The following is a 13,050-nucleotide window of genomic DNA, read 5'->3' on the forward strand; positions in this document are numbered from 1 at the left end:
AGAAGTTGCAATAATAAAGGAATTTACGCTATGGGATTCGCTTTGTAGCTAATTTTATCTACTATCAACTTTTGATATAGTTATTAGTAACTATTCCGAAAGATTACTCCGTCAAATAGTAGTTAATACAACATGATCAAATGGGATCACTCTGTTAATCAGGAATAATTCACGCTGTCAGTATGCCGGCAATGTTGAAACGAACGACCTTGATTGTGCATCTTACAATGCCACATGATAATTGGGATCATCAATAATGTTCACCTCGATCACATCTTGTGCATTGTCCAGCAGCCTCCGGCAATCGGGGCTAAGATGCGTGAGGTGGATCTTTTTACCCGCTTTTCGATATTTTTCAGTGATTTTGTTCAGCGCTTCAATGCCAGACATGTCGGCGACGCGGCTTTCGGAAAAATCGATTACCACTCTTTCCGGATCGGTGGCAATGTCGAATTTATCGGCGAAAGCGGTTACTGAACCAAAAAATAACGGGCCGTAAATTTTGTAATGCTTGACGCCATTTTTATCAATCGTTTTGTGCGCGCGGATTCTTTTAGCACTTTCCCATGCGAAAACCAATGCCGATATAATTACGCCGATCAGAACAGCCAATGCCAGATTATGCAGGTAAATGGTGATCGCTGCAACCAGAATACCGACAAAAACATCCTGCTTCGGCATTTTGTTAATAATCCTGAAACTGACCCATTCAAAAGTGCCAATCGCAACCATGAACATCACGCCGGTTAACGCAGCCATAGGCACTACTTCAATAATTGGAGCGCCGAAGAGGATAATCATTAATATGGTCAGCGATGCGATAATGCCCGAAAGCCTGGCTCTCGCACCTGCGGAAAGGTTAACCAGCGTTTGCGCGATCATGGGACAGCCGCCCATTCCAGTGAAAAATCCGTTGAGAATGTTGGCACCTCCCTGCGCAATGCACTCCCTGTTCCCATCTCCTCTGGTGCCGGTTATTTCATCCACCAAATTCAATGTTAAAAGGCCTTCAGTCAAGCCGACTGCCCCCATTACTAGCGCATAGGGGAAGATAATTTGTAATGTCGAGAAATCAAAAGGAACAATTGGAATATGGAAGGGAGGAAATCCGCCGCTTACCGAGGCAATGTCCCGAACCGTTTTGGTTTCAATTCCGAAACCCAGCACGATCAAAGAAACAACGATAATTGCGACGAGTGAAGGCGGGACCGCCTTGGTAACTTTTGGTAAGAGCACAACAACTGCTATGGTTAAAGCAACTAATCCGGCCATAATCATTAGTTCGGAGCCGGCAAGCCAAACCTGCTCACCATTTACAACGGTTTTGAATTGTTCCAGCTGAGATAAGAAAATCACAACAGCTAAGCCGTTCACAAAGCCATACATCACAGGTTGCGGCACCAGACGCACAAATTTGCCGAATTTGAAAACCCCCACCAGAATTTGGAAAAGGCCCGCTAGTGCCACCGCAGCAAACACATATTCGACACCATGCGATTGCATTAACGCGATCAAAACGATTACCGTCGCCCCAGCTCCTCCCGAGATTAAACCAGGCCTCCCCCCGAAAACGGAAGTGATCAACCCCATAATGAATGCCGCATAAAGGCCAACCAATGGCGAAAAACCCGCAAGAATGGCGAATGAAAGCGATTCGGGCATCATTGTCATCGCGACGGTGAGCCCGGCAAGAATCTCATTCTTATAGTTTATTTTTTGTGTAAAATCGAACAGGTTAATATAACCTTTCATGGGAATTGTGGGTAATGATGCGAACCAGGCTCAAAGTTGAGGGTAAAGTTCGAAAAATGCACAATTTGGATGTAAAGCTTGCCGAAAAAGGTATCCAGAGATAAGTATGTGCCCTTAAAAACGGAATCCGCGGCTCACTGTCCACACCCCTCTCGGAAGGCGGTAGATAGCGCACTTATCCGCTCCAAACTGGCGGTTTTCTTCAAATTCTAAACCAATCCGCTCATAAAATTTCCAGGCCTGACATTTGATTCCAGCAATGAACGAATATGTCTTTTAAATGGTAATAAAAAAACGATGAAGTATGCATAACCTGATTACCATCCGATCAAATTTTACCATTATGAAGTATCAAAGAAAAATCAGCCAGGATCTCGAATGCGGAATTACGGTGGCAATGCGTGTTTTTTGTAATAAATGGAAACCCTGCATTATTGACGCAATTTATAAAGGCTTTCGAAGACCAAGTGAAATTCATCGTTTCATACCTGAGGCAAAACCACGTGTGCTTGATATTCAGCTCAGTGAACTACTAAAACTTGGCGTGCTTACGCGCGAGTCGGGAAGCGGATTTCCACTTTACACCATATATACGCTTACTGAACTGGGCAAAAGCATCGTTCCGATAGTGACCCAGCTGGATGAATGGGGTAATAGCCACAAGCACAAGCTAAAAGATGTACTAACAGAGGCCGTTTAGTAAAATAACACATCATTTCTTGGCCCTGCCGCTTAAAATAATTTGATAAATATAAAGTGGAACCGACCAGCCCATCCAGAAAAGTGACGGTGAGATCTCGGCGAAGCTACCCAAACTTTGGATAACAGGAAGTTTAACGGCCAACCCCGATAAAATAAATGCCAAAGTGACCAGATAACTTCTTACCATCCATTCCTGATGAAGCTGAAATTTTCTTGTCAGGGCAGCATAGTAAGCAATGGCAGTGGAACTGATCCAAACTCCAACCCAAATCTGTAAAGAAAATGCATACGCCCAATTGACCTCGTATGCCGTACTGAATGCCAGTATTACAGCGCATAAACTACTCAAAAGGATCGCCGCCAAATACAAAAACCCCACAATGCGGTGCAGTTTCCAGCTATACTTTCTAAGTTTTGGCCAGAATTGAATTAAGCCCATGATGAGCGCACCACCCCCGGCGGTAATGTGTGCGATCAAAACCCAACGTAGTTCGAAATATTTCCCCAGCGCTGCCGGTGTAAGTGCAAGGAAATGATCGGCCCCATGCATGAACAGCCAGGTCAGAAATACGATGAGGGCCCACAAAAGCAGCGGGACAATGTCAGTTCGGTCGAGTGATAAAACTGTTTTGTTGTTAAATTGATTATCCATAAATTTTTGCTAAACGTTGAAAGCAAAAATCGACAGGATCCATTCATAAGGAAATAACCGAAAAAAGATTCGGTACATAAATTTCAGGACGGACGCCATGTTTGACCGCAAGAAAAAAGCCACTCACAAAGTACTTGTAAGTGGCTAATCGAGGCACCACCATCATTTCGACTCTCGTTCGAAAGGCTTTGTTATCTCGGCAGCAGTGCTATTGCTCACAACTGGTATAAGCGTTGCAGTGGCGATCAGCAATTACAACGAAAGCAACCGACTAGGAGACACCGATCTCAAATTCCGGATTGCCAGGCAGCTCAGCCCAGCACTTACGCTGCTGGTCGAATTAACAACCGTTTCTCGGCTAGCTCACTCTTGCTTCAAGTAAAAGAGACAATTGAAGAAAAGCTTTGGCAATCTATTCGTAGTCTCGATGAATGGATCATGCTGCTTAACTTAACCGCTAATAACTTGACCAAGGCTGGGAATGAGCCAGCAGCAGCCAATTTTCGATCGAAAGCTGTCAAGGCGACAAATAGCTCAAATGTCCTTCGGAGACACATTTACGAGCACATGATGCCCCAAAACCAATACCACAAATGCCGATGTAGAAAGGTGAATATGCAGAAACTTCGGTATAAACCTTCAAAGGTCACACAATGGCCAAACTAACGGAATGTGGATGGTTCTGTCTGAATAAGGTTACCTTAGCATATGAAAATTAAGATACTAGGAAAAAAGGATCTCCCGCCGTCGAATTCAACATTGAAGTTCCGAATCAAAAATACAACCAACTGGCGCGTTGGCTTTACAGATGGCGAAACCGGTGACTTTGTCCAGGAAGTAGGAGGGATAACTTACAGCTATTCCTGGAACCAGATTGAAGAATATTATTTAACTACACCTGTCTTGCCATAGCATATTGTGGCCTTAAACCTGTCCGTGTAACCTCATTGATAAGATCAAATAACTCTTTCGGCTCAAAAGGTTTACCTAGCACTCCGTTCATCCCAGCGTCAAGGATTTGACCTTTAATGCTAGGAACCGCAGACGCTGTTAGGCCAAGAATTGGTAAACTACAATACTTGTCCCCAACCAATTGCCTAATAGTCTTAGTGGCCTAATAGCCGTCCATATTTTATACCAGGGCTTGATTTCCCACTGTATCCAGTCAGTATTTCCATACCGGTCCAAGAAACTGTCTTCCTCCATTTTTATATGTTCACCTTCCATCGCTCGCCGGTGATATTGCTTCCAGATTTTTGGGGTACCAGGAAACATATTATAATGGCTCTCTCCTGCAACCTCGGTGTGTTCGAGATTAAAGTGGACTTTCCAGACGTTGCTTGCGGCAATGTACTTTTGATTATCATCTATGATTGCAATCGCCACCGGCAATTGTTGTATGAAAGACGCGAGCTGCCGATTGGCAAGCCATAAAACTTCCTTTTCAGATTTATAGTCAGTGATGTCCTCAATAGTACCTTCAATCCTTATATGTCCGGCTTGCGACATTCTAGCCCTGCCGATCACTGCAAGGTAAATCAGGGACCCATTCTTGTGCTTTAAATCTAAATTTTGCTTAAATGGGGATGTCCCAGCAGTTAGAAATGATCTTTTCAATCTAAACAATTGTGTCGGATCAATCACAAGCTTTAAAAATGACCATCCACCAGCACACTCGGTGATCTGATAACCTAGTAAAACGGCCAATTCGGGAAAGTCAAATGTAAGTTGCTTTGCTAAATCCACCTCCCAAAACCCCAAAAAAGGCTTTTTTGTCACATCAGTCATATGAAATAAATCATGTATAAGCATATTGGTAACACACCTAATGTTTTAGGAAAGCGCTGAGTAAATTAAAGGCTTGTTAGCGGGATTAACTCTCTTTTATAACCGATTCATTTGTATACTCTGTCGTTACTGCTACCGACCAATTACACTTTAAAAATTATTTGGAGAGGCGCACCGCTTCCAGTATTCGATGATGAATTTCAAAGTTTGCTTGATTTCATTGAAGTTTGAGGGTTTTACAAAGAAACCTTGCGCTGATGCGCTGTAAGCTTCAATGACCACATCCTGGTTGAGTGCAGTCGTAAAGTACAGATAAGGGATGCACTTTAAGTTTAGCGATGCATTCTCTTTCAACCGTCTTCTTAATTGCAACCCGTCTAACCTGGGGAGGTTGATATCAGATAAAAATAATAAATGGCAACGGTGTTTGACCATTTAAATACGTTAATGCCTCGAGCCCATCCGCGAAGTATATTCGCTTATTAGCATAACCAAACTCTTGGAAGGCTTGCTCGATTAGTAGTTGGTCATCTGAATCATCTTCAATGATGATGATATCGCCATCTTTGTTCATTTTTGGCAGACATTAGATTTGATAGCGGGTTAAAAAACAACTTATTAGTCTGTTTCGCCCTGCTAGGATGCCTGCGATTTTGTATCCCTCTTCTCTTTTTTATCGGCCCTTTTCTCTTTCAGGTTTTTCTCCGCCTTTTTTTTGTCACCCTTCTGCGCACCCTTTTCTTTTGACATGATCTGTTTCGGTTTTATGTAAGGTAACCCTTAATAATGGACATTCAACCTCGCTGTTTTAAGGCTAGCATTATTAAGGTAGAGTGAATCAATCCACAGGAAAATAAGCGAATAATGCGGGATAATAGGGTTAACTTAGAAGAAATCAACTCCGCACTTCATGAAAATTTCGTTTATAGGAACATTCCCGCCACGGGAATGCGGAATTGGTACATTTACTAGAAATCTTATCGATTCGGTGGTTGCTGCACCGGGCAATGATGGCCCCAATAAGGTGATGGTAGTCGCTATTGATGATCACGGCCAGCGTTATGATTATCCAAAAGAAGTAAAACTGACCATTCGTCAGGAAGAGCAGGCCGACTATCTGGAAGCTGCAAGCTTTATCAATATCAGCGGCGCCGACATTTGCGTACTGCAACATGAGTTTGGGATTTTTGGCGGACAGAACGGCATTTACATTCTCCCACTGCTTCACCGGCTGAAAATCCCGTTGATCGTCACTTTGCACACGGTTTTGAAAACCCCTTCTTACAATGAGAGGGCGGTCATGATAGAGATCTGCAAAATTGCGCATACCGTTGTCGTGATGAGCCGGACGGCTGTGGAAATGCTGATAGAGGAATATGGCGTCGCCGAAAGCAAGATCGCGCAGATTGCGCACGGCGTTCCCGACATTCAGTTCGACCAGCTGGCGGCTAAAAAGGAATTTAAGCTTTCGACTAAACACGTTTTGCTTACTTTCGGGTTTATAGGCCGCAATAAGGGCATTGAAGTTGTTTTGAAAGCGCTTCCCGCTGTGGTTGCCAAATATCCGCAGCTGGTTTACATTGTTTTGGGAAAAACACACCCAAATGTGATCAGGCATTCGGGCGAGGAATACCGGATTTTTTTAATGGGATTGGTCAAGAAACTCGGCATTGAAAAGCATGTCATTTTCATGAACGAGTTCGTGGACCAGACCGAGCTTTTCAAATATCTTTCAGCTTCTGACATTTACATTACACCTTATACCAATGAGGCTCAGATCACCAGCGGAACATTGTCCTACGCCATCGGTGCAGGCTCTGCGGTGATTTCGACACCCTACTGGCATGCGGCGGAGCTGCTTTCAGAAGATCGGGGAAGGTTGTTTCCGTTTAATGATGTGCAGGCTCTGAGTGATATTTTTCTGGATTTGCTTGATAATCCCGAAACGATGAAAACGCTTCGCGGCAACGCCTATGACTATGGCCGGGAAATCACCTGGCCGAAAATAGGTGAGAAGTACGCGCAGCTTGCCGAAAAAATCGTAGCCGAGCAGCCCGATGTCGTGGGCGAAACGGAAACGATCTTGGATCTGCTGGCGCTTCCACCGTTTTTGCTCGACCATATCCAGCGGCTCACGGACGACACCGGGATCATTCAACATGCCAAATACGGCATTCCAAATCTGAAAGAAGGATATTGTCTTGACGATAATGCGCGGGCACTTTTAATGGTGCTGATGACTTACAAGCGAAACAAGCATCCGCTCGCGTTGCGGTTATCGCCGACCTATCTGAGCTACATCAATTATATGCAGAACCCGGATGGTGCATTTAGGAACTTCCTTAGTTTCAACCGTAACTTTTTGGATAAAATTGGTTCGGAAGATTCCTTTGGCCGCACGATCTGGTCACTGGGTTACTTGCTCGGAAATGCCCCGAATGACGCTTATTACCAAACTGGCAGGGAAATCTTCTTTGACGCAATGCCCAATTTCGCAAAGCTCAAATCCATCAGGAGCATAGCGAATACCATTGTAGGAATTTGCCATTATCTGAAAAGCAATCCTACCGATGAGGGAATGATCGAAGTCCTCAGGCAACTTACCAATCGTCTTATGGCGGATTACGAGCTTAACCGGACTGACGACTGGCATTGGTATGAATCCCTGCTGGCATACGACAATGCGTTTTTGCCGCTGGCGATGTTGCACGCCGCAGAGTTTTTAAACAATGAAGAAGTGAACCGCATTGCGCTGGAAAGTATGGATTTTCTTTGCGACATCACTTTGAAGAACGGTTATCTATCCATTGTCGGCAATGAAAAATGGTACAAAAAGGATGGCGAAAGCTCGATGTTTGCCCAGCAGCCACTTGATGCGCTGGCTATGGTCCTTATGTTCCATCAGGCGTTCCGGCTAACGGGTGACCAGGCTTATGTCCAGCAGCTTAATACTTGTTTTATGTGGTTTTTAGGTGAAAATGACCTTAGGATCAGTCTTTATGATTTTGAAACAAAAGGCTGCTGTGATGGCTTGGAAAGTTATGGAGTAAACCGCAACCAGGGAGCTGAGAGCACATTGGCTTATCTGATATCACACCTGAGCGTGCTGGAAGCATTTGAAGAGCTGACCAAGTTGAAGGCAGCCAAATCATGAGAATAGCTATCTTATCTTCCATTGCGTGGCGCACGCCGCCACGCAATTACGGGCCATGGGAGCAGGTCACTTCCGACCTGGCCGAGGGGCTGGTGGCAAGAGGAATCGATGTGACGCTTTTTGCCACTTCTGACTCTGTCACCCATGCAAAATTGGACGCGACCTGTGCGGTTCCCTACGCAGAAAATCCGGACGTCGATCCCAAAGTTGTTGAATGTCTGCACATTAGTAACGTGATGGAAAAGGCGAACCAGTTTGATCTGATTCACAATCATTTCGATTTTCTGCCTTTAACTTATTCCAGGCTCATCCAAACGCCCGTTTTGACAACCATTCACGGGTTTTCTTCAAACAAAATCAAAGAAGTTTACCGGAAGTACAATGCCAGTTCACATTATGTTTCTATCAGCAATGCGGATCGGGATCCAGATTTAGATTATGCGGCTACGGTTTATAATGGGATAAATTCCGCTGCATTTCATTTTACCAATGAACCAGACGATTACTTGTTATTCTTTGGAAGGATACATCCCGACAAAGGGACCAGCCATGCGATTGAAATTGCGCACAAAAGTGGTCGCAGGTTGCTGATTGCGGGGTTAATCCAGGACGAAGCTTATTTCAAACAGGAAATTGAACCGCACATTGACTCCGAAAATGTGATCTATTGCGGAAACGTGGGTCCAAAAAAACGTAGCACATTGCTAGGAAGGGCTTATGCGATGCTGCACCCGATTGACTTTGAGGAACCGTTTGGGCTGAGTGTTGCCGAATCGATGTTTTGTGGCACACCCGTCATTGCATTCAACCGCGGGTCGATGCCGGAACTGATAAAAGATGGAAAGACAGGCTTTCTGGTGAAATCTGTTGATGAGGCCGTGGAGGCTGTAAAGCTCGTTCATACCATTAATAGAAAAGACTGCGCCGATTGGGCACAGTCTATGTTTTCAAGGGAAAAGATGGTCGATGATTACCTCGCAGTTTATAAGACCATTTTAGGAAGGTAGAACACCAGCATTTTGGGTCAATTCTGTCAATAACTCTTTCATATTAACAACTGCATAAGTCGAGGCGTAGTCCGACATGGCATAAGGGATAATGAGACTGTCATGATGGATAATTGCGCCGCAGGAATAAACCACATTAGGCACATAACCCTCGCGTTCCTTCCGGTTTGGGATCAAAAGCGGCTGGCTTAACCGGCCAATTTCTTTCGCAGGATTGTCAATCTCGAACAAAGAAGCGCCCAGCACATACTCGCGCATCGGGCCAACGCCATGCGTGAGTACCAGCCAGCCCGCCTCAGTTTCCAATGGCGATCCGCAATTGCCGATCTGAACAAATTCCCACGGGTATTTAGGTGACTGGATCATTTCAGCGTTACGCCAGATGCTGATGTTGTCGGAAAAGGCGATATAGTTATTAACGCCGTCAATCCTGCAAAGCATTGCGTATTTACCGTTTATTTTTCTTGGAAAAAGTGCCATTCCCTTGTTCTGGGCTATTTCTCCGTGAATTGGCAATACCTGAAAATGCTGGAAGTCATCGGTCATCAAAAGCTTCGGCAGGATGGAAATTCCGTCGTAAGCGGTGTAAGTGGCATAGTAAACAGAGCTTCCATCGTCCTGACTAAACTTCACAAACCGGGCGTCTTCAATTCCCTTTTTTTCCGTATCCGCGATAGGGAAAATGACCCGCTCGGAAATGTCAGTGTCCAGGGAAAAATCCATTTCATAATGTGAAGACGCAAGCCACATGGTCTCGCGAAGGAAAACGCGGCTTGGCTGATCTATCTCAATGGACTTATTCGTCTCATCTACGTAGCGTTTAAGCTCCTCATAAGTAAAGGTTTCAGTCAGCTTTTGTTCAATGATCGGGTAAGCGGCATTTTCCAAATTTTGCATTTCACCCAGCTTGATCAGGAACAAACGCTTGTCGTAGACATGGTTACGGACATGTTCAGGCGAATCCAGCATTCTGCCCGGCGGCTCCACTGTGATCGTGTTATTATTGTCGATAATGGCCGAGCGGAAAACAATGGAAGAGATGTGTCCTTCGCCTGTGGCCCTGAAACTGATGATGACCCGTCGCTCATTAAAGCCGACGCGGGATTGGTCGGGATCCTCGATAATGGACGGATTGAAAAAAGCTGCTGCTTCAATCGAATATTCCATTGTAAAGTAGGAACCGATGAGCATCTTTTGCGGTATCCCAATTGTTTCAGGATCAATTCCCAGCGAATCAAGAATGTGGTGCAGCCTGTTAAAATGTCGTTCAAATATTTTGAGAATATTCCGGTGGCGCTTGGCGTATTTACGGAAAACGTTACTAAGCTCCTGTTTTTGCTGCTGCTCTGAAAGATTTAGAATCAGTGTGATTAACTGTCTGGCCCTATCTTCACTGCTGAACAAAAAACGGGCAATTACGCGACTGGAATCGGGCTGAAATACAATATCCTTCCGGACTATGTTTATTGACATGTTCTATTTTTAACCAAGATGGTCTATTAAACTGGCATAGTTGTCATGCATGCTTAAATATCCTTGGTTAATTCAGATCAATGCCTGTAATACTTGGGCTGTGTTTGTACCGAATGGAAAAAATAATGGTTAGAATAGAACATGCAACGACGGCTCAGATTAGTTAAATCCACAACGGTTTACTAGAGTATTGTAGTGGATTGCAGAAGATGGCCTAATCCCTTAAATAAAGTCAACTTTGTAGTCGATTAGAGTATATAGGATATTAGAAAAAATTTAAACAAAGAATTTCTGGAAATCAGATAGCTATAAAAGCTAGAAAACCTGAGGCAATGTGATAAAAAATGTTCGACCTATGTTCGACCTAAAAAAAAGCCACTTACAAAACATTTGTAAGTGGCTGGTTATCACGTGGAGAATATCGGATTCGAACCGACGACCTCTTGCATGCCATGCAAGCGCTCTAGCCAACTGAGCTAATCCCCCATTTCAAGTCTGTAATGCCCCCTCCTTTGAAGGGAGTGCAAAGATGAAACGGAGAATCCTTATAAGCAAGCATGTGGCAAATTTTATCTTGATTACCTTCGTCCGCCTCCAAATGCTCTGGATAATGCCCAGATCACGATCGCAATGACCGCAACCACTAATATCACACCTGTCCAAACGCCACCTTTAAAAATGCCGCCTACGACCTCACAGCTTGTAAGTGTTACTGTTAATAGCAAAACGACGAGGAAGTTGATGTATGCTTTCATGTGCAGGTAAATTTAAGTTGATACTTTAATGCTTTACCTAAATAATCGTTCCACTTCCGGAAATCGCATTTATCTCAACATGAAATCCATTGGAATAAGGCTCTGACGGTCATTAACGAGCAGTTTTTCAAACAATTGGACCGTTGCAGCTGCGTCTCCATGCGCGCGGTGACGGTTCTCAATGCAAATTTCGAGACTCTGGCATAAGTTGCCGAGGCTGTAAGATTTTAACCCCGGGAATATTTTTCTGCTTAACTGAACGGTGCACAGTAAGTCCCGCTGAAAATATTCGTCCATAGCGCCAAACTCCCTTTTGATAAACCCGTAATCAAACTTGGCATTATGGGCGACGAACCAGGCGTCCTTGGTTAGCGCACGAACGGAGTCTTGCACGTCGTAAAATGTAGGTGAATCGCGCACCATTGCATTATCTATTCCCGTGAGGCGGGTAATAAATGGCGGAATATATATTTCCGGATTAATTAGGGAATGAAATATATCGACGATCTGCTGGCCATCGTGCCTGAACACGGCTATTTCGGTAATGCGCGCTCCCCCTCCTCCGCCTGTTGTTTCAATATCTACTATCGCGTACATTAACCTTTCTGCTCTTTCTTTTTTATTTACATACAAAAAAACAAAAAAATCCCCGGCAAAGCGAGGATTTTTTCAATAATAGGGAGGCATTTACACAATGCCATAAGCAATCCTTAATTCAGCTGGAAAACGATTGGTAACGTGAAGCGAACTTTCACAGGCACGCCGGCTTGTTTGCCAGGAATCCAGTTTTTCATCAGCTTAACCACGCGTACTGCCTCTTCGTCGCAGCCAAAACCAATTCCCTTGATTGCAGTCACATTTTCAATTTTTCCATCAGATGCAACAGTGAATTCGACAAACACCTTTCCTTGAACCTCAGCTTGCGCCGCGCTGGAAGGGTATCTCAGGTTTTTTTGCAGGAAAGCACCCATTTCCGCTAATCCACCTTTATATTGAGGCGCTTGTTCAACGCTCCTGAATATTTCTTCTTTCCTGGGCTCCAATCCTGCCGTCGCGGGTTTGGATGAAGCGGCTTCCGGGGCCGGCGGAATAATGATGGTAATCTCCTCCATACCGTCCAGTGTTTTTTCTGCGGGCTGAGCGTTTTCGAGCTCTTCGATAGCCGGCGGCAGATTTTCAATGGTAACCTCCTCGTCCGGCAGCACAACTGGCGGTAGCGAGCGCACTGTTTTAGGTGCTGGCGCAACTTCATCCTCCACAGGTGGCTTCGGGAGCATTTCCGGCGTAATATTCAATGGGTTCGCTTCAACGATATACGCAATATCCTCCGGCTTGGACTCCGGCACCAGACGTGCATAAAGATTGGGAAACATGACCAAAAGCAGAAAAAGCGTAACGCCCATCAACACCGAGCGCTGAATGGTTTGCCCGTAGCTTTTACGCAGATCATACGCTCCATACAACTTGTTACGGCCTTCAAAAACAATGTCATTTAATGATTTTTTCATGGCTAACAGATTTTTGTGATCGACACTCAGATTCAGGAGCGATTGCGGATCAGCAGTTTCCAGGATATTATCATAGATTTGCTCAAACGGTTTCCCATCCCAAAGACGCTCTTCTGCTTCACAAGCAAGGTGGTCCAGGATTTCGGGTAGTAAATCCGGGTCCAACTTGCTTGATTGCAAATATTTGTTAATCAAATCGATGCGATTTTCCTGAAGGCGTTTCATCGGATTATCTGTTTTAGATATGAGCCATGTAACA

The 13,050-nt window shown here is 44.6% G+C and carries 12 protein-coding genes and 1 tRNA gene; 4 read left to right on the plus strand and 9 right to left on the minus strand.

Features of this window, described 5'->3' with window-relative positions; all coding sequences use genetic code 11:
- Window positions 1-222: 222 nt before the first annotated feature.
- On the minus strand, window positions 223-1,752 hold the full coding sequence (locus B5X68_RS03750; protein WP_082213308.1) for a SulP family inorganic anion transporter: 1,530 nt from the start codon (window positions 1,750-1,752) through the stop codon (window positions 223-225).
- 343 nt (window positions 1,753-2,095) lie between these two features.
- Here B5X68_RS03750 and B5X68_RS03755 point away from each other — a divergent pair, with 343 nt between their 5' ends.
- Window positions 2,096-2,452, plus strand: a complete 357-nt coding sequence (locus B5X68_RS03755; RefSeq protein ID WP_082213979.1) for a winged helix-turn-helix transcriptional regulator — start codon at window positions 2,096-2,098, stop codon at window positions 2,450-2,452.
- A gap of 12 nt (window positions 2,453-2,464) precedes the next feature.
- On the opposite strand, the gene B5X68_RS03760 is transcribed toward B5X68_RS03755, so the two are convergent.
- On the minus strand, window positions 2,465-3,106 hold the full coding sequence (locus tag B5X68_RS03760; RefSeq protein WP_082213309.1) for a DUF2306 domain-containing protein: 642 nt from the start codon (window positions 3,104-3,106) through the stop codon (window positions 2,465-2,467).
- 708 nt (window positions 3,107-3,814) lie between these two features.
- Between B5X68_RS03760 and B5X68_RS03770 the strand changes: the two genes are divergently transcribed.
- Entirely contained in the window at window positions 3,815-4,018 is a 204-nt protein-coding gene (locus tag B5X68_RS03770) for a hypothetical protein (RefSeq protein ID WP_082213311.1), read from the plus strand.
- Window positions 4,019-4,156: 138 nt separating this feature from the next.
- Here the strand turns inward: B5X68_RS03770 and B5X68_RS03775 are convergent, their stop codons facing one another.
- Window positions 4,157-4,894: a PAS domain-containing protein gene (locus B5X68_RS03775; RefSeq protein ID WP_170916575.1), complete on the minus strand. Its 738-nt coding sequence runs from the start codon at window positions 4,892-4,894 to the stop codon at window positions 4,157-4,159.
- Window positions 4,895-5,044: 150 nt separating this feature from the next.
- On the minus strand, window positions 5,045-5,329 hold the full coding sequence (locus tag B5X68_RS03780; RefSeq protein WP_229208270.1) for a response regulator: 285 nt from the start codon (window positions 5,327-5,329) through the stop codon (window positions 5,045-5,047).
- A gap of 475 nt (window positions 5,330-5,804) precedes the next feature.
- Here B5X68_RS03780 and B5X68_RS03785 point away from each other — a divergent pair, with 475 nt between their 5' ends.
- Window positions 5,805-8,048: a glycosyltransferase family 4 protein gene (locus tag B5X68_RS03785; protein ID WP_082213313.1), complete on the plus strand. Its 2,244-nt coding sequence runs from the start codon at window positions 5,805-5,807 to the stop codon at window positions 8,046-8,048.
- Window positions 8,045-9,055, plus strand: a complete 1,011-nt coding sequence (locus B5X68_RS03790; RefSeq protein WP_082213314.1) for a glycosyltransferase family 4 protein — start codon at window positions 8,045-8,047, stop codon at window positions 9,053-9,055. The genes B5X68_RS03785 and B5X68_RS03790 overlap by 4 nt, the downstream gene beginning before the upstream one ends.
- Here B5X68_RS03790 and B5X68_RS03795 read toward each other — a convergent pair.
- From B5X68_RS03795 to B5X68_RS03810, 5 genes are all read right to left on the minus strand, one after another.
- Window positions 9,044-10,528, minus strand: a complete 1,485-nt coding sequence (locus B5X68_RS03795; protein WP_082213315.1) for a glycoside hydrolase family 130 protein — start codon at window positions 10,526-10,528, stop codon at window positions 9,044-9,046. The two genes, B5X68_RS03790 and B5X68_RS03795, sit on opposite strands and share 12 nt — an antisense overlap.
- Before the next feature lie 412 nt (window positions 10,529-10,940).
- A tRNA-Ala gene (locus tag B5X68_RS03800) sits at window positions 10,941-11,014 on the minus strand.
- A gap of 92 nt (window positions 11,015-11,106) precedes the next feature.
- Complete coding sequence (locus B5X68_RS28835) at window positions 11,107-11,283, minus strand: hypothetical protein (protein WP_170916576.1); 177 nt, start codon at window positions 11,281-11,283, stop codon at window positions 11,107-11,109.
- Between the two features lie 69 nt (window positions 11,284-11,352).
- The gene (locus tag B5X68_RS03805; RefSeq protein ID WP_082213316.1) at window positions 11,353-11,880 is read right to left on the minus strand and encodes a 3'-5' exonuclease; all 528 of its coding nucleotides are present in this window, start codon (window positions 11,878-11,880) and stop codon (window positions 11,353-11,355) included.
- Between the two features lie 113 nt (window positions 11,881-11,993).
- On the minus strand, window positions 11,994-13,016 hold the full coding sequence (locus B5X68_RS03810) for an energy transducer TonB (RefSeq protein WP_082213317.1): 1,023 nt from the start codon (window positions 13,014-13,016) through the stop codon (window positions 11,994-11,996).
- Window positions 13,017-13,050 lie beyond the last annotated feature (34 nt).

Origin of the sequence: Dyadobacter psychrophilus (assembly GCF_900167945.1) — a bacterium.
Taxonomy (GTDB): Bacteria; Bacteroidota; Bacteroidia; order Cytophagales; family Spirosomataceae; genus Dyadobacter; species Dyadobacter psychrophilus.

Coding starts and splice junctions, on each gene's coding strand:
- B5X68_RS03750 (WP_082213308.1), bottom strand. CDS start 1,752: ATGAAAGGTTATATTAACCTGTTCGATTTTACACAAAAAATAAACTAT.
- B5X68_RS03755 (WP_082213979.1), top strand. CDS start 2,096: ATGAAGTATCAAAGAAAAATCAGCCAGGATCTCGAATGCGGAATTACG.
- B5X68_RS03760 (WP_082213309.1), bottom strand. CDS start 3,106: ATGGATAATCAATTTAACAACAAAACAGTTTTATCACTCGACCGAACT.
- B5X68_RS03770 (WP_082213311.1), top strand. CDS start 3,815: ATGAAAATTAAGATACTAGGAAAAAAGGATCTCCCGCCGTCGAATTCA.
- B5X68_RS03775 (WP_170916575.1), bottom strand. CDS start 4,894: ATGACTGATGTGACAAAAAAGCCTTTTTTGGGGTTTTGGGAGGTGGAT.
- B5X68_RS03780 (WP_229208270.1), bottom strand. CDS start 5,329: ATGGTCAAACACCGTTGCCATTTATTATTTTTATCTGATATCAACCTC.
- B5X68_RS03785 (WP_082213313.1), top strand. CDS start 5,805: ATGAAAATTTCGTTTATAGGAACATTCCCGCCACGGGAATGCGGAATT.
- B5X68_RS03790 (WP_082213314.1), top strand. CDS start 8,045: ATGAGAATAGCTATCTTATCTTCCATTGCGTGGCGCACGCCGCCACGC.
- B5X68_RS03795 (WP_082213315.1), bottom strand. CDS start 10,528: ATGTCAATAAACATAGTCCGGAAGGATATTGTATTTCAGCCCGATTCC.
- B5X68_RS28835 (WP_170916576.1), bottom strand. CDS start 11,283: ATGAAAGCATACATCAACTTCCTCGTCGTTTTGCTATTAACAGTAACA.
- B5X68_RS03805 (WP_082213316.1), bottom strand. CDS start 11,880: ATGTACGCGATAGTAGATATTGAAACAACAGGCGGAGGAGGGGGAGCG.
- B5X68_RS03810 (WP_082213317.1), bottom strand. CDS start 13,016: ATGAAACGCCTTCAGGAAAATCGCATCGATTTGATTAACAAATATTTG.